Origin of the sequence: Paenibacillus sp. GCM10023252 (assembly GCF_042653305.1) — a bacterium.
GTDB lineage: Bacteria > Bacillota > Bacilli > Paenibacillales > Paenibacillaceae > Pristimantibacillus.
On sequence record NZ_JBHSHW010000037.1, the window covers coordinates 1 to 15,583 of the forward strand.

13 protein-coding genes are annotated in these 15,583 nt (G+C 52.7%); 6 read left to right on the plus strand and 7 right to left on the minus strand.

Annotation, left to right across the window (positions count from 1 at the left end):
* Nucleotides 1-318 precede the first annotated feature (318 nt).
* On the minus strand, nt 319-1,437 hold the full coding sequence (locus tag ACFO9Q_RS20655) for an NADH:flavin oxidoreductase (protein ID WP_379185471.1): 1,119 nt from the start codon (nt 1,435-1,437) through the stop codon (nt 319-321).
* Between the two features lie 664 nt (nt 1,438-2,101).
* Between ACFO9Q_RS20655 and ACFO9Q_RS20660 the strand changes: the two genes are divergently transcribed.
* Complete coding sequence (locus ACFO9Q_RS20660; protein ID WP_379185472.1) at nt 2,102-2,434, plus strand: transposase; 333 nt, start codon at nt 2,102-2,104, stop codon at nt 2,432-2,434.
* On the plus strand, nt 2,431-3,291 hold the full coding sequence (locus tag ACFO9Q_RS20665) for an IS3 family transposase (protein ID WP_379185573.1): 861 nt from the start codon (nt 2,431-2,433) through the stop codon (nt 3,289-3,291). The genes ACFO9Q_RS20660 and ACFO9Q_RS20665 overlap by 4 nt, the downstream gene beginning before the upstream one ends.
* Before the next feature lie 176 nt (nt 3,292-3,467).
* On the opposite strand, the gene ACFO9Q_RS20670 is transcribed toward ACFO9Q_RS20665, so the two are convergent.
* On the minus strand, nt 3,468-3,671 hold the full coding sequence (locus ACFO9Q_RS20670; protein ID WP_379185473.1) for a DUF378 domain-containing protein: 204 nt from the start codon (nt 3,669-3,671) through the stop codon (nt 3,468-3,470).
* 171 nt (nt 3,672-3,842) lie between these two features.
* Here ACFO9Q_RS20670 and ACFO9Q_RS20675 point away from each other — a divergent pair, with 171 nt between their 5' ends.
* Together ACFO9Q_RS20675 and ACFO9Q_RS20680 are read left to right on the plus strand one after the other, a co-directional pair.
* Entirely contained in the window at nt 3,843-4,148 is a 306-nt protein-coding gene (locus ACFO9Q_RS20675; RefSeq protein ID WP_379185474.1) for a putative quinol monooxygenase, read from the plus strand.
* A gap of 7 nt (nt 4,149-4,155) precedes the next feature.
* Entirely contained in the window at nt 4,156-4,611 is a 456-nt protein-coding gene (locus tag ACFO9Q_RS20680; protein WP_379185475.1) for an SRPBCC domain-containing protein, read from the plus strand.
* Nucleotides 4,612-4,832: 221 nt separating this feature from the next.
* On the opposite strand, the gene pstA is transcribed toward ACFO9Q_RS20680, so the two are convergent.
* From pstA to ACFO9Q_RS20705, 5 genes are all read right to left on the minus strand, one after another.
* On the minus strand, nt 4,833-5,714 hold the full coding sequence (gene pstA / locus ACFO9Q_RS20685) for a phosphate ABC transporter permease PstA (RefSeq protein ID WP_379185574.1): 882 nt from the start codon (nt 5,712-5,714) through the stop codon (nt 4,833-4,835).
* Nucleotides 5,715-5,758: 44 nt separating this feature from the next.
* The gene (gene pstC, locus ACFO9Q_RS20690) at nt 5,759-6,718 is read right to left on the minus strand and encodes a phosphate ABC transporter permease subunit PstC (protein WP_379185476.1); all 960 of its coding nucleotides are present in this window, start codon (nt 6,716-6,718) and stop codon (nt 5,759-5,761) included.
* 124 nt (nt 6,719-6,842) lie between these two features.
* Nucleotides 6,843-7,700: a phosphate ABC transporter substrate-binding protein gene (locus ACFO9Q_RS20695; RefSeq protein ID WP_379185477.1), complete on the minus strand. Its 858-nt coding sequence runs from the start codon at nt 7,698-7,700 to the stop codon at nt 6,843-6,845.
* 51 nt (nt 7,701-7,751) lie between these two features.
* Nucleotides 7,752-9,125, minus strand: a complete 1,374-nt coding sequence (locus tag ACFO9Q_RS20700) for a hypothetical protein (protein ID WP_379185478.1) — start codon at nt 9,123-9,125, stop codon at nt 7,752-7,754.
* 436 nt (nt 9,126-9,561) lie between these two features.
* Entirely contained in the window at nt 9,562-10,515 is a 954-nt protein-coding gene (locus ACFO9Q_RS20705) for an alpha/beta hydrolase (protein WP_379185479.1), read from the minus strand.
* 229 nt (nt 10,516-10,744) lie between these two features.
* Here ACFO9Q_RS20705 and ACFO9Q_RS20710 point away from each other — a divergent pair, with 229 nt between their 5' ends.
* Together ACFO9Q_RS20710 and ACFO9Q_RS20715 are read left to right on the plus strand one after the other, a co-directional pair.
* Nucleotides 10,745-11,977 carry an aminopeptidase gene (locus tag ACFO9Q_RS20710; RefSeq protein ID WP_379185575.1) on the plus strand — a complete coding sequence of 411 codons (1,233 nt, stop codon included), beginning with the start codon at nt 10,745-10,747 and terminating at the stop codon, nt 11,975-11,977.
* A 94-nt stretch (nt 11,978-12,071) separates the two neighbouring features.
* Nucleotides 12,072-15,581, plus strand: a complete 3,510-nt coding sequence (locus ACFO9Q_RS20715) for a PAS domain S-box protein (RefSeq protein WP_379185480.1) — start codon at nt 12,072-12,074, stop codon at nt 15,579-15,581.
* Nucleotides 15,582-15,583 lie beyond the last annotated feature (2 nt).

Sequence of the window (15,583 nt, forward strand, 5' to 3'; positions counted from 1 at the left end):
TTGTAATGAAATCCTGCGAATGAGTGAGCATTCGTGAGAAAGCCCCTTAAATACGAGGGACGGAACTAGGAGCGCTTATTGGGCCAATTGAGACGTTCAACCTCGCTTTGCAACGCATATAAGAGCGCTCAGTTCCGTAAGATCTCGCAGAAGGCCGATATACATCCGAATAAGGTCTGTGAGTTCCGTTAACTGGCCACGCGGCAGCTATAGATTGTGTCACATTCATGATTGACCATCCTGAATCCCAAGTTCAGGATCTCAGAATCTCACGAACTCAGGATCTCACGAACTTACGAACTCAGGATCTCTGGTCATTTAGTGAAGAGTCTTGGTTGCTTCCGGTGTGAAGGGAAGCACTTCGTCGTCACGTCCTTCGCGAATCTTGTCCACCCAAGTTGGATCGTTGAGCAGAGCTCGTCCGACGGCTACGAGATCGAATTCCCCGCGACTCAGCCGCTCGAGCAAGCCTTCCAAGCTAGCCGTCTCTGCTCCCTTGCCTTCCTTGAACAGCTTGGTGAACTCTGCGTCAAGCCCTACGGAACCAACAGTAATGGTTGGCTTGCCTGTCAGCTTCTTCGTCCAACCGGCTAAGTTCAGCTCCGTGTCTCCTTCGAATTCAGGCTCCCAGAAGCGGCGGGTCGAGCAGTGGAAGATGTCAACGCCTGCCTCGGTGAGCGGCTTCAGGAAGCGTTCGAGCTCAGCAGGAGTATCAGCTAGCTTAGCATCATAGGCGTCTGACTTCCACTGGGAATAGCGAAGGATGATGGGAAAGTCTGGACCGACGGCCGCACGGCAAGCCTTGATAATCTCTGCAGCGAAGGTGGTGCGACCGAGCAGATCTCCGCCGAAGCGGTCGGTTCTGCGGTTGGTTACGCCCCAGAAGAACTGGTCAATGAGATAACCATGAGCGCCATGCAGCTCCAGCCCGTCGAATCCGATACGCTTCGCATCTGCGGCAGCTTGCGCGTAAGCGGCAATGAGATCGGCAATCTCACCCTCGGAGAGGGGCTCGCCAACGTGCTCTCCAGCCAGATTATAGCCGGATGGGCTGACAGTTACAGCCTCAGGATGTGCACCCGTGCCAGGCGGACGGGTAACGCCGATATGCCATAGCTGAGGGACGATGCGGCCCCCTGCTTGGTGAACAGAGGAGACTACATTCGCCCAGCCTTGCAGTGCTTCCTCGCCGTAGAAGTTAGGCCAGCTCTTGCTTCCACCTGCGGCCGGATGGTTAATCAGAGTGCCTTCGGTCACGATGAGGCCGACGCCGTTCTCGGCCCTACGGCGGTAATAGTCCGCTACATCCTGCCCAGGCACACCGCCCGGCGAGAACCCGCGCGTCATAGGTGCCATGACGATGCGGTTATCTAATGACAGATTAGCCGAATGGAATGGAGCGAACAACGCTTGCACTTGCTTAGTGTTGGAACTCAAGTGGAATATCCCTCCTTGTAGTTGTGGGAATGATGTGTTGTCTCTGGTCCATTCATCTGATGGATTCCCATCAGGCAGTATGGAACTTACTCTCTAATGGTAATTTATAATGACTCTAATAACAACCGATGGAGAGTTGTGGTAACAGCCGACGGGTCGGAGTGGGGAAGGTGCACAGATGCACACTTAGATCGAGCCCGACGATGTCTGGCGAGCTGAATGAGGTGCAAATCGATCCCAGCGACGACTGGTAAGCTGTAATAGGTGCAAAAATGGTTACTACTTAGGTCCCTCTAAAAACGGTATTGTCCACGGAGCTAAGTGAACAATTTAGTTTCTTAGATTGGTTAGCTAGCGAGGTCATGCTAGCGAGGATAGGGTATAAATTGCACTTAATGGTTAGCTAGCGAGGTCAAGCGAGCGTGGATAGGGTATAAATTGCACTTAATGGTTAGCTAGCGAGGTCATGCGAGTGAGGATAGGGTATAAATTGCACCTATTGGTTAGCTGGTGAGGTCATGTGAGCGTGGATAGGGTATAAATTGCACTTAATGGTTAGCTAGCGAGGTCATGCGAGTGAGGATAGGGTGTAAATGCAAGTAGAATAAATAGTGGACACCTCGTTAAGAGAATTCGATAATGAATGAAATAGGAGGTGTTCACAATGGGTGAACAACGGAAACGATATAACGAAGAATTCAAGAAACAGACGGTAAAGTATCTGCAAGAGCAGACAAAGTCGGTGGAGGACATCGCCCTCGAACTGGATATCCCCGCAAAGACATTGCATGGTTGGAAAGCACAGTATCGGGAATTCAAAAATGAATCGGTAGCCAGTATGGACCGTATCCGTCAATTAGAGCAACTCCTAAAAGAGCAGGAACGTGAACTCCGTTTAAGAGATAAACGGATTACTGACGTAGAAGAGGAGCTCGCGATTGTAAAAAAGGCTGTGCACATCTTCAGCAAGCCAAAGAACGACGATTCCAGTTCATAAAGGATCATTGTTCTGAGTTCAATTTGAAGAAGATGTGCGAAGTCATGGGCGTTTCACGCAGCGGTTACTACAAATGGAAAAGCACAGGTCCAAGCAACCAAGAACTGCGTAGGCTAGCGGTAATGGAGAGAATTGTGTTTCATTACCACGATTCATACCAGTGCTATGGGGCTCCGAAGATTACCTATCTCCTTCACAACGAAGATATTACTGTTTCCGAGCGGACCGTAGGCCTATACATGCAGGAACTTGGAATACGGTCCTGCGTCTCTCATAAGTACAAGGTACAAACAACGGACTCTAACCATGACTTACCCATAGCTCCTAACGTGCTAAATCAAGCCTTCAAAACAGAGAAACCTAATCAGGTTTGGGTGGCGGACATTACTTATATTCCTTGCAGAGAAGGTCGCCTCTACCTAGCAAGCATCCTGGACCTTTGCACGCGCGAAATCGTAGGCTGGCGTCTTGGAAGCCGTATGACAACCGACTTAGTACTTGGTGCCCTGCAAGACGCTTACGTAGCTAAAAAACCAAAAAAAGGGCTGCTTCATCACTCAGATCGCGGGAGTCAATATGCCTCTCATGATTATAGGCAACAACTTAAAACCTATAAAATGAAGCCTAGCATGAGTCGGAAAGGCAACTGCTATGACAATGCCTGTATGGAGTCATTTCATAGCTTGCTTAAGAAGGAACTTGTCTACCGCAAACGATTTAAAACAAAACAGCAGGCATACGATGAGATTTACAGGTATATTGAGTTTTTCTATAACCGCAAACGAATCCACGGTGCACTTGGCTACTTATCTCCAGTCCAGTTTGCTGCAAAATTTAACAAGAGAAAAGCGGCATAACAGGTGTCTACTTTCTTGACAGAGGTCCAAAATTGCACCTATTGGTTAGCTAGCGAGGTCAAGCGAGCGTGGATAGGGTATAAATTGCACCTATTGGTTAGCTAGCGAAGACATGCGAGCGTGGATAGGACAAAAAACAGCCAGCAAGGGCGTGAACCCCGCTGGCTGTTCTCATTTTATATTCGTCTGTATTTCGACAGGTTAACTAACAAGTATATAGCTGCGGCGCCGACGAGGATGTAGACAATTCGGAGCAGGATGTCGTTCTCCGTGCCCCCGAACACCTCTGCTACAATGTTGCGGTCGAAGAGTCCGATGATTAACCAGTTCAAGCCGCCAATTATGACTAGAATCAAGCTGATGAAGGGTAAGGATCGCAAGCTTAGCCACCTCCTGTGCAGGTTGAGTACATTACAAGCTATGTTAAGTGAGGACGAATTATTCACCCCCGTATGGATTATACAGCCGCTGCACCTTGACTGACCGTATCTGTCAGGGATAGCGGTCTATACTGGTTATATCAACAGGTAACAGCGAAGGAGGCTGGCGGTATGAGTGTGAAGTTCGGATTGATAGGCAAGTTCACGGCTCAGGCAGGCAAGCGGGATGCGCTTGCTGATCTTTTGTTAACAGCAGCAGAGGAGTTGAAGGAAGTAGAGGGGTGTGACCTCTATGTCGTCAGCATATCGGACGAGGAGCCGGATGCTATCTGGATTACTGAAGTATGGAGCAGTGCGGAGGCCCATGCCCAGTCGCTCACCATGGAAGACACGCAGTCACTCATTGCACAAGCAAGACCACTTATCGCGGGGATGGAGCATACGAAGCTTCAGACACTCGGCGGCAAAGGAGCGTAATCCATCTATGTTAGCAGACCTGAACTATCAACTGTATATTGGGGCAAGCCCCAGAGAGGTATGGGATATTCTCATCCTGCCCGATGGGGTGAGGAAAACAACGTTCGGCTGTGAGATTCGCTCCACCTTCGAGATCGGCTCCTCGATAGAGTACGTAGGCCCTGGACAAGATGGAGCGGAGACGGTGCACATCTACGGGGAAGTGCAGGCCTTCGAGCCAGAGGTTAGATTCAGCTATACGGAGCATCCAGGTCCGTCTTATCGCGACAATCATGCCGAGCTGCAGACAAGGGTGACCATTAGGCTTGAGCCGGTCGGCGCGTGCACGAAGCTGACGCTCATTCAAGACCAATGGGAGGACCACAATCCTTCCTATGCGAACGCTGGGGAGGGATGGTCGGTTATTCTTAGCAGCGTCAAGACGCTCGCCGAGACAGGGAAGACATTGGACTTAGGCTGGTAGAATGGTTCCTATGGTACAAAAAAACGTTAGCTCCCCTTAAGGAACTAACGTTTTTTTTGTATAGGCTCCGCTGGGCTCCACTAGGCTCCGCAGGGCTTCGCAAGGCTCCGCAAGGCTTCGCAAGGCTTCGCAAGGCTCCGCAAAGCTCCGCAAGGCCTCGCAAGGCTTCGCAGGGCTCCGCAGGGCTCCGCAAGGCTCCACTAGGCTCCGCCTACCCGCTCCTACCCCCGCATTCTGCGCGAATTCAGCCACAGGGGCACGCGGAAGAGCACGTTAATGAGCAGAACGACGAATACGAGTACCGCAGCTGCCTTCTGTGCGATGTCCCCGGCATCGGGAACGATAGCCTCAGACTGGACATACCAGAGGTGGACGGCCAGCGTCTCGCCGGGTGAGAACAAGCTGAAGTCCCACATCTCGCCGGAGGTGGTTACCCCAGCAGTCAATATAATAACCGCGCTCTCGCCGAAGGCGCGCCCCGCAACTAGACAGATCCCGGTAATGATGCCGTTCAAACCGGCTGGAATGAGCGCACGTGTAATCGTCTGCAGATGAGTAGCCCCCAGCGCGAACGAAGCATTGCGCAGCTCAGAAGGCACCGCACGAATGGACTCCTCGGTCACCCGCGTCAGCACGGGGAGGTTAAGGAACGCCAGGCTTACCGCTCCGCCAATAATGGTTAGGCCAATCTCGAACGCCTCGACGAAGATCGCGATGCCGAACAGGCCGAATATAATGGAAGGAACAGAGGCCAGCCCTTCCACGCATATGCGTATGAAGCCGATGAACTTGTTGTCTGGTGCGAACTCAGCCAGATAGATTCCGGCTGCCATCCCTAGAGGAACGGCAATGAGCAGCGACAGCACGAGAATATAGAACGAGTTGAACAAGGCTGGTCCGATCCCGCCGCCTTCTTCAATCTCGCTAGGCAACCCGAACAGGAAGCCCCAGCTCAGCTTAGGTAAGCCATCCTGAAGAATAAGGAAGAGCAACCCGAAGATGAAGGCGACGATACCTATTCCAGCAGCCCATATCACCCCGGTGAAGACATTATTGTTGAACCGATTCAAGCTGCGTCCCTTGCGGAACGAAGCGGCGGACATAGTACTGCTTCCAGCAGTGGTTGCGGCGCTTCTCACATCATTCATTACGATGCCATCCCTCTCTTCTGCAGCCAACGAACCGCGACGATCATGAGCAAGGAGATAACGAGCAGCAGGAAGCCCATCAGATAGAGGGCGTAGTTCCAAGTGGAGTCGAACGGCACATTGGAGATCTGCATAACAATGTTACTCGTTAACACGGATGTGGGCTTGAATAGTGTATTCGCCAGCTGAGGCGTATTGCCGATGACCATGACGACAGCCATCGTCTCGCCAATCGCGCGAGCCATACCCAGAATGACGGCATACATAATACCGCTCCGGGCAGAGGGGATAAGCACCTTCCAGACGGTCTGGAATCGAGTGCCGCCTAACGCATACGATGCATCGCTGAACCGCTTAGGGACAGCACTAATGGCATCGTCGCTAATTCGGCTAATCGTTGGAAGCACCATGACCGTCAGGACGAGGGCTGCGGCAAGCAGACCATCACCCATCCCCATCCCGGTCACATCTCGCAGCAGAGGGATGAGTACAGTCAGGCCGAGGTAGCCATACACAACCGACGGAATGCCGACGAGCAGGTCCATCACAGGCCGGAGCATATTCCGCATCCAGACCGGTACGAATACAGATAGGAACACCGCAATCATAACCGAGATCGGTACAGAGATGACTAGCGTCAGGAGCGTCAGTGCGAAGGTACCGAAGATGAAAATAAGTGCACCATACTGCTCGTTCTCCGGATTCCATTCTGCAGACAGGAAGAACTCCGCGAATGACACGTCGGTAAAGGTTAGTGATCCGGTTCGCAGCATGAGGAACAGAATGGCGAATAAGATAAGGCAGACGAATATGGCACAGCCGGTGCAGATGTAACGGAACAGCCGGTTAGCCAGGAACAGCCTGGTCTTGCGGTCTAAGGCCTTGCCTGAACCGGACAGCAAGCTTGCTCCCAGCTCCGCTGCGGCAGCGGGCCTGCTTGCAGGTGCACTTTCTAACATAAGCGTTCGATCCCTTCCTTCAATAAAGAGCAGCCAGCAAGTCGCCTAGAGGCGTACAAGCCGGCCGCTCCTTCATGGTATCAATCGGACAAGCGATGTATCCTAATCAGAGTCACTCGCTTGCTTATTTCATAGCGGAGATTGGTATGAACTTCAGCTTCTTAAGCGAACCGTTCTGGAACTTCGCGCTCTGAACATAAGCGATGAATTCCTTCGTTGCGCCCGTCGGCTGGCCCTTCGTCATGTAGTAGCCATAGCCCCATACTTTGTATTTGCCGTTCACAACGTTAGCTTCTGTAGCAGCAACGCCGTTAATTTTCAGAGCGGTCATCTTCGTTGTTACATAGGCAAGGTCCATGTATCCAATGGCGTTAGGTGTAGTCTCGATCGCGGTTTTCATGTCGCCGCTTGTTTTCACTTCTTTATAGTTGTCGCCCTTCGTCATGAAGGCCGTGCCAAGCAGCGCCTTCTGTTGGAAGTTAACGCGTGTGCCTGAGCCGAAGGTACGGTTAACGACGATGATTTTCGCATCCTTGCCGCCAACATCCTTCCAGTTCGTAATCTTACCTGAGAAGATGCCCTGAAGCTGCTTGTTCGTAAGCGTCGTTACCGATACGCTCTTGTTCACAACGGCTGCGAACGGGATGACAGCAACCTTGTGCGGCACTTGGCCTTCGAACTTCTTGAAGCCAGGAACGTCCTTGGACGCGTCCCAGTCTACTGCGCCGATGTTAGCGATGCCCTTGCGGACCGCTTGCGGACCGGTTACGGAACCAGCTGCGGAAGCAGAGATCTTCACCTTAGGATGAAGCTTCTTGAATTCATTAGCAGCTTGAAGAGTAAGAGGCAGGAGGGCAGAGGAACCGTTAATGACGATCTTGCCGCTAAGCTTGCTTGCCGCTTCAGCAGTTGGGATATGGACGGAGCTAAGGGTGAACACAGCAAGCAAGGCCAGCATTGCGATTGATTTGAACCATTTCATGAGTTTGTAATCTCCTTTAAGGTTAATGGGTCTTGAGGTTGGGATAATTGATTATTTCGTCAGGTTCAGCCACTTGCCTTCGACTAGGACGCGCAGCACGCCATCCTGGACCACGACGATGGAGCCTTCCTTGGATACAACAATCTCGGATACGGTATCCTTGACCACTCTTAGCAGCTTGCTCTGGCCAGTTGCTGGGTCAACCTCGTAGATATTGCTCGTCGCACCAACGCCTGCCGTGAGCAGATACAGCTTGGTGCCGTTGTTCACTAGCTGGTACACATCTCTATCCTTGAACACCGTTGTAATCTGCTTGCTGCTGTCTACGGACAACAGTCTTCCTGTACTTTCCTCATTGTTGCTCAGGCTGACGAAGAACGCTTTGCTGCCGTCAGCGAGCAGTTCCAGGAATACCTTGTCTTCTGATTCAGTCGTTAGCTGAACAGGCTTGTTCGTGGCATTCGAAGCATCATAGCTGTACACTTGCGGCTCTGTGCCGGTAGCATCAATGGCTACATCGTCCAGCTCAACATCCTTCGTACCATCTGCCGTTACTTTTGGCTGCTTGAACACGTTGTAGAAGAATTTCTTGCCGTCGGCGGATACTCTAAGATTGGCTTTGTAGTCTACCTTGTCTTCCAATACCTTGGAGACCGTTCCGTCAGCAACGGTAATCTTCGCAATCACAGAGCTCTTGTCACCTTGCAGGAAGTACAGGGATGAGCCGTCGGCGGACCATTGCAGCTCGTTCTTGATCGTCAGGTCTTCGCTAAGCAGCTTGGATTGCTTGCTGCTCAGGTCAAGGGAGTAGACCTTGCCTTCTGCATCGGAGTAGACCGCTTGCTCGCCGCTCGGGGAGATGACCAGCTCAGAAGTGTCTGCAGAGGTGAACAGCTCCTTATATTCGCCGGTTGCTGCATCCACGATGTAATCGGTGCGCCCAGTGTCCGTTGTCTTGGTTACGAGCAGTTGACCGCTTGCCAGGAAGCGTGAGGTCTCGACGGCTTCAAGCAGATCAGCCGATGAGAGGGAAGGCTTGCCATCCTTGTCCGAGTAAGTGACGCCTAGAGCTTCAGCGAATGCATCAGCAGCGACGAAGTTGTAGCCGTTCACCTTAGTGATGGAGAATTCCTCGGAAGCAGCGGTTAGAACCAGTGTCTCTTCCTTGAATTGAACGGTTACCGTACCGTTAGCAGCAGTTACAGTTGCGCCGAGCGCATTGCTCAGGTCGCGGACCGAAGTGAGGATGATGTCGCCAGATACGATGGTGCGCAGCGATTCGTCTTTGCCGTTCACGGAATAGATAGTTTGCTCGATAGATGTCTGAGTAGTCTGGGAGGACTGAGCAAGAGCAGCGGTGCTGACTGAAGTTGCGCTAAGCGCTGTAGCGAGTGCGGAGATGACTAGAGCTTTTTTCATTTGCATGGAATGGATGTCACCTTTCATTGGCTATTTATTTTTATTGGTTAATAAAAATACATTCTTCGACAGCCCGCGTCGTCTGAATTGATGGGCTGAATCCCTCCCAAGCCGCTTCTTAAGTACATGGACCCATAAGCTGGTCCTTTTGTACAACCTCAGCTAGATTAACAGGGAAGTGTTATCCGATTATTTTGGTAATGTATGGATATTGTGAAGACTGGAAGCTAGCTTCCAGTTAATGGGGTGGGTACAAAGGTCCGGGTTAGCGCGGTCTGTGTGGGAAGAGACGTCGACTGCTGGAGGGGGAGAGAGGGATACTCAGATAGCCTTGGAGCATATGAAAATACGCCTCTATGGGTACTGGGATTGTTATCCCAGAGCCATAGAGGCGCATCGCGTTCCGCGGTATGCTCCGCGGCTAGCTTATTATCACAGTTGATTAGCCTCGCCTAATAGGCAGCCATGCCAGCACATCTTGAATCTTGCGGTCCCAGTAGCCCCATTCGTGGTTGCCGGGACCTTCTTCGTAGGTAAGCTCGAACGTACCTGCTGCTAGACAGGCATCCCGGAAGGCCACGTTATGCCCGTACAAGAAGTCCTCCGTGCCGCAGCACTGGTATAGCATCGGGAGCTTACCGCCAGCCATCGAGCTGCCAGCCACAGCCACCGATTCGCCAGTTGCCGATTCGCCAGCCACCGATCCGCTAGTCATCGCACGGCTGTCAGTCGCCGATCCCCCAGCCCTCGAGCTGCCCGCCGCGGAGCCGCTAGCCGCCGCACGGCTGTCAGCGTCGGCGCTCTTGCTCTGCTCCAGCAGCCAGAGCAGATCATCCTCGCCTGAGGCGGCGGCCTTCTCGCCGAAGATGAGGCGCAATAGCGGCTCGCGTGACGGATTCAGCCCGATGAGCGGCTCCGGGTGCGCCATGTCCAGCGCGCCGGAGAGACTCGCTGCTGCTGCGAAGCGATTGGGGTGGCGAAGCGCCCACTTGAATGCGCCGTAACCGCCCATGGACAAGCCGGCGACGAAGTTGTCCTCCCGAGCCTCCGACAGCGGGAAGAACGAACGGGCAAGGGCCGGGAGCTCCTCGCTTAGGAAGGTCCAATACCGGTTGCCGTAAGCCATATCGGTATAGAAGCTCTGGTGAACCTGCGGCATAACGACCGCAATACCTAGCGCTGCCGCATAACGTTCGATGGAAGTCCGGCGCAGCCAGATGGAATCGTCATCGGAGTAGCCGTGCAGCAAGTATAATACAGGATGCTTGCGCTCTCTGCCCGCCGACTGCTTCCCCTCCATTCCGATCTGATTCGACGTCTGCTGAGGAAGAATGACCGTCATCGTTGTATTCAAGCTAAGCACTTCCGAGAAGAACTGACATTGCATCATAGCCATCGTTCAACCAACTCCTATCATGAGGATAATATATGTAAGTGTACATGTACTCCGAGTGTACAACGACTCATCTAGCTAGGGCTAGTACCTTTCTGACCAATCCTCCTCCACCGCCATCGCCATGGCAGCTGCCACTATATTATCCATTTGGAATAGGGGCAGATATACGGTAAAATGACAGAAGAAGATAGCGGTAATTAAGATGTACATAGATGAAGGAGGAACTTAACTGATGGAATTCGGACAAAAATTAGATAAATATGCAGAGCTAGCCGTGAAGGTGGGCGTTAACGTACAGCAAGGACAGACGCTTGTCATCGTGGGGTCCATTGAATCCGCAGAATTCATCCGCTTGCTAGTTCGCAAGGGATATGAAGCTGGGGCGAAGCTGGTGAAAGTCAACTGGACTGACGAGACAGTCACCCGCCTCAGATACGACCTGGCGCCAGATGAATCCTTCCTGCTTCCTCACACGTGGTATGCCGGCGAGATGCTGGAGCTGGTGGAGAACGGCGCTGCAATCCTCCATGTCGTCTCCTCTGATCCAGACTTGCTGAAGGGGGTTGCTCCTGAGCGAATTACCAACTTCCAGAAGACCTATGCAGCAGCAATGGCCAAGTACCGTGAGTATCAGCAAGCCGACAAGTTCAGCTGGTCCATCGTAGCCGTGCCATCCGTGGCATGGGCTGCGAAGGTCTTCCCTAATCTTCCGCAGGAGGAGCAGATTGCGAAGCTATGGGATGCGATTCTGTTCACCGTGCGCGTAGATCAGGAGGATCCGGTCGGTCTGTGGCAGAAGCATATTCAGAATCTCAACGAGAAGTCGGATTACTTGAATAAGAAGAAGTTCAAGGCGCTTCACTATACCGCGCAAGGCACTGACCTGACGATCGAGCTGCCGGAAGGTCATCTGTGGGTGGCGGCGGACAGCGTCAATGCGAATGGCGAGACATTCGTGGCGAATATGCCAACCGAAGAAGTATTCACGGCTCCGCTCAGGAACGGCGTGAACGGAACGGTTCGCAGCACGAAGCCGCTCAGCTACAGCGGCAACATTATTGACGGGTTCTCCCTGACGTTCGAGAATGGCCGCATCGTATCCGTGACAGCGGAGCAGGGCCAGGACACGCTTCAGCGTCTAGTGGATATGGATGAAGGCTCGCATTACCTGGGAGAAGTCGCACTTGTCCCGCACAAGTCGCCGATCTCCGATTCCAACATCTTGTTCTACAATACGCTGTTTGACGAGAATGCCTCCAACCACTTGGCCATCGGCTCCGCCTATGCCTTCTGTCTGGAAGGCGGCAAGAAGATGTCCAAGGACGAGATTGAGAGAGCGGGCCTGAATACGTCCCTGACCCATGTGGACTTCATGATCGGCGCTGCAGACATGGATATTCATGGAATTGCAGCGGATGGCAGCAAGGAGCCGATCTTCCTGCAAGGGAACTGGGCTTTCTAAGCGAAGCGGCTGACACAGCCGAAGTCTATCATAATGAGCGCGCCCTTCTAACCCATGCAGGTGGAAGGGCGTGTCTGTTCTAGGGGGTATAGCCATGACGACGAAGCAGCCTGATTTAGATTATATTTTCAGAGTAGTGTATCAACATTCTCCTAATGGGATTGCCATATCGGAAGTGGGGGCTAACCAGTTCCTTCTCGTGAACCCCGCCTTCTGCACCATGCTGGGGTACGCAGAGGAAGAGCTGCTGCAGCTCACGTACAACGATATTACCCACCCGGAGGATATTAACCTGTGGAAGCCGAGCTATACACAGGAGATGATGAAGTCGGAGACTGGCGATTATACCTTCGAGAAGAGATATGTGCATAAGGAAGGTCATATCATATGGGCCACGCTTCATGTACAGCTCATCTATGAGGCTGAGGCAGGCTTGCCGGGGTATCTCATTACCCACATCAGGAATATGACAACTGAGAGGGAAGCTGAGCTGAAGCTTAAGGCAGAGCAGGAGATGTACAAGTTAATACTGGATTACATCCCTGATCTGATCTCATTCAGCTCCCCTGACGGTACGATCCATTACAGCTCTCCCTCTGTCGAGACACAGCTGGGGTATGACTTGGAATATATGCAGGGCAGCAATCGAATGGCCTTCTACCATCCGGATGATGTGCTGGAGACGAACGAGCTAGGTCATCTGAACTTAGATACGAACCGGATGATTCGCAGAGTGAAGCACAAGAACGGGCATTACTTGTGGATTGAGATTCTGTCGCGTGCGGTGCTGGATGAGCATGGCCGTGTGAAGACCGTGCTGTCTATTGGCAGGGACATCACTGAGCGGCGCAAGCTGGAGAGTAAGTGGGCTGAGGCGCAGCGCATTGCCCACATCGGGACGGTAGACTGGGATCTCCTGACGAATCGAATGGTGTTCTCAGAGGAAGCCTGTCGATTGTTCGGCTACGCTATCAACTCGGTTGAGAAGGGGTATTCCGCCTTAATCTCCAGCATTCACAAGGAGGATGCTCCGCGAGTAAGGGATGCAATTAGGAAGGAAATGCGCGGTTCATCCGCTGGGGACATTGCCTTCCGCATCGTGCTTCCGGATGACTCCATTCGGATCGTCAGCGGTCAGTGGGAGGTGACGAAGGACTCGGAGGGCAAGCCGTTCCACTTCTTGGCGCTTGTTCAGGACATTACAGAGCGTAAGCTGATGGAAGAGAGATTAAGAGAGAGTGAGCGATATTATCGCTTAATTACCGACAGCTCCCTCGACTTCATCTCCAGACATGCAGTCAATGAAGAGGCGACCTTCCTGTTCGCCTCTCCGGCAAGCCGCAGCATTCTAGGCTATGAGCCTGAGGAGATCGTCGGTCGATCTGGACTTGGCTTCATCCATCCTGAGGATGTGGGCAAGGTGCAGAGCTATCTGGTGCAGAACCAATCCGGGCAAGGCTCGGAGACGATTACCTTCCGCTTCCGGCGCAAGGACGGCAGCTACGTCTGGTTCGAGACGACCAGCCGTTATATCGTCGATGACCGCAACCAGGCAGAGGAGGTTGTGGCGATCTCACGTGACATTACGGCACGCAAGGAAGCGGAGCGACAGCTTAAGGAGAGCGAGAGCCGGTACAAGTCGATGTTCGAATACAATCCGGCCGCAGTCTATTCCATGAACCTGAACGGGGATTACTTGACCGCGAATGCGAATCTGGAGGTGCTGACCGGTTATACGCTCGATGAGCTGATCGGCATGTACTTCGGTCCCATTGTGAAGGAGGAGGATCTTCCGAAGACCCTCTACCACTTCAATCAGGCAGCATTAGGCTATCCGCAGAATTACGAGATAACGATTGTTCACAAGGATGGCCATGATGTGGACATTAGCGTAGCGAATATTCCGATTATCGTAGATGAACAGATCGTAGGCGTATATGGCATCTCTAGTGATATTACTGATCAGAAGCGTTATGTAGAGAAGATTGAGAAGCTGAGCAATGAGAATGCACTCATATTGAATTCGGTGTCCGAAGGCATCCTCGTCATTGATACCGAAGGACGGACGTTGTTCATTAATCCGGCAGGGGCGGCTAAGCTTGGTTATACCAATCGGCGGGAGATGCTGGGAGGCTCATACCTGGGCTTGATGGAGCAGACGAGGGCGAATGGAAGTGCGTATACATTCGGAGACTCGACTATACTGAGGGCCGCTAGGGAGAGCCGCTCCTACCGGACCAAGGAAGCAGTATTCTGGAGGAGGGATGGATCAAGCTTCCTGGCCGAATACCGAGTCACCCCGCTGCTGGAGGGCGGAGTCAGCAAGGGTGCTGTTATTGTGTATCGGGATATGACCGATGAGAAGGAGATTATCGCAGCCAAGGAGTCCGCAGAGCGTGCGGATCGGGCGAAGTCTGAATTCCTGGCCATCATGAGCCATGAGCTTCGCACGCCTCTCAACGGCATTATCGGTATGACCTCGCTGCTGACAGATACTGAGCTGGATGAGGAGCAGCAGAGCTATGCCCAGATCATTACCCATAGCAGTGAGTCGCTGCTTCAGCTGCTGAACGGTATTCTTGACTTCAGCAAGATTGAGGCAGGCAAGATGGTGCTGGCTCACGAGCCAATTGAACTGCAGCCCTTGCTGAAGGGGGTCGTCGAGTTATTCTCAGCCAAGGTGTATGAGAAGGGGATTGCCATCTCGTATACGATAGCACCTAATGCGCCTGCGGTTGTCATCGGAGATGAAGCGCGCCTCAGGCAGGTACTTGTCAATCTGGTCGGCAATGCGGTCAAGTTCACCGAATCCGGCTGGGTCAACATTGAGCTGAAGCCGAATAGCTTGCAGGATGGGAAGCTCGTCTATCTTAACTTCCTAGTGCGAGATACCGGAATTGGTATTCCTCTAGAGAGACAGGGCCAGCTGTTCCAGTCGTTCACTCAGCTGCATCCTTCCATTAACCGTAAGTACGGAGGGACAGGTCTCGGATTATCCATTAGCAAAAAACTCGTCGAGCTCATGGGCGGCACTATCGACGTCGAGAGCAAGGAAGGCTTAGGCTCGACCTTCTACTTCGATATGCCGTTCGAGCGCTTGATTGTGGATGAGGTGGACGATGCTCCTCCCCCTCAAGTGGAACGAATCGGGGGAGGAGAAGCCTCTCCTGCCCTTGAGCAAGCGGATGCTCCGAGATACGGTCCTATGCGTATATTGGTTGCTGAGGATAACGCGGTGAATCAGACGCTGCTCCTGAAGGTGCTGGAGAAGCGGGGGTACAAGGCGGATCTAGTGGAGAATGGAGAGGCTGCCGTTCATGCCGCGATGAAGGTTCATTATGATCTTATTCTGATGGATATTCAGATGCCGGTCATGGACGGGCTGGAAGCTGCGAGCATCATTACGCAGCAAGCTGAGGTGCAGTCTGCTGCTGCCCCAGTCATTGTGGCCGTAACAGCCTTCGCGCGTGAAGAGGACCGGCAGACCTGTCTGGCTAGCGGGATGCAGGACTTCCTGTCGAAGCCGATTCGAATGAGTGAGCTCGATGTCTTATTGCAGAAGTGGGCAGCTTATCACCATTCGGCTAGAAGCCGGGGGGTGTAGCG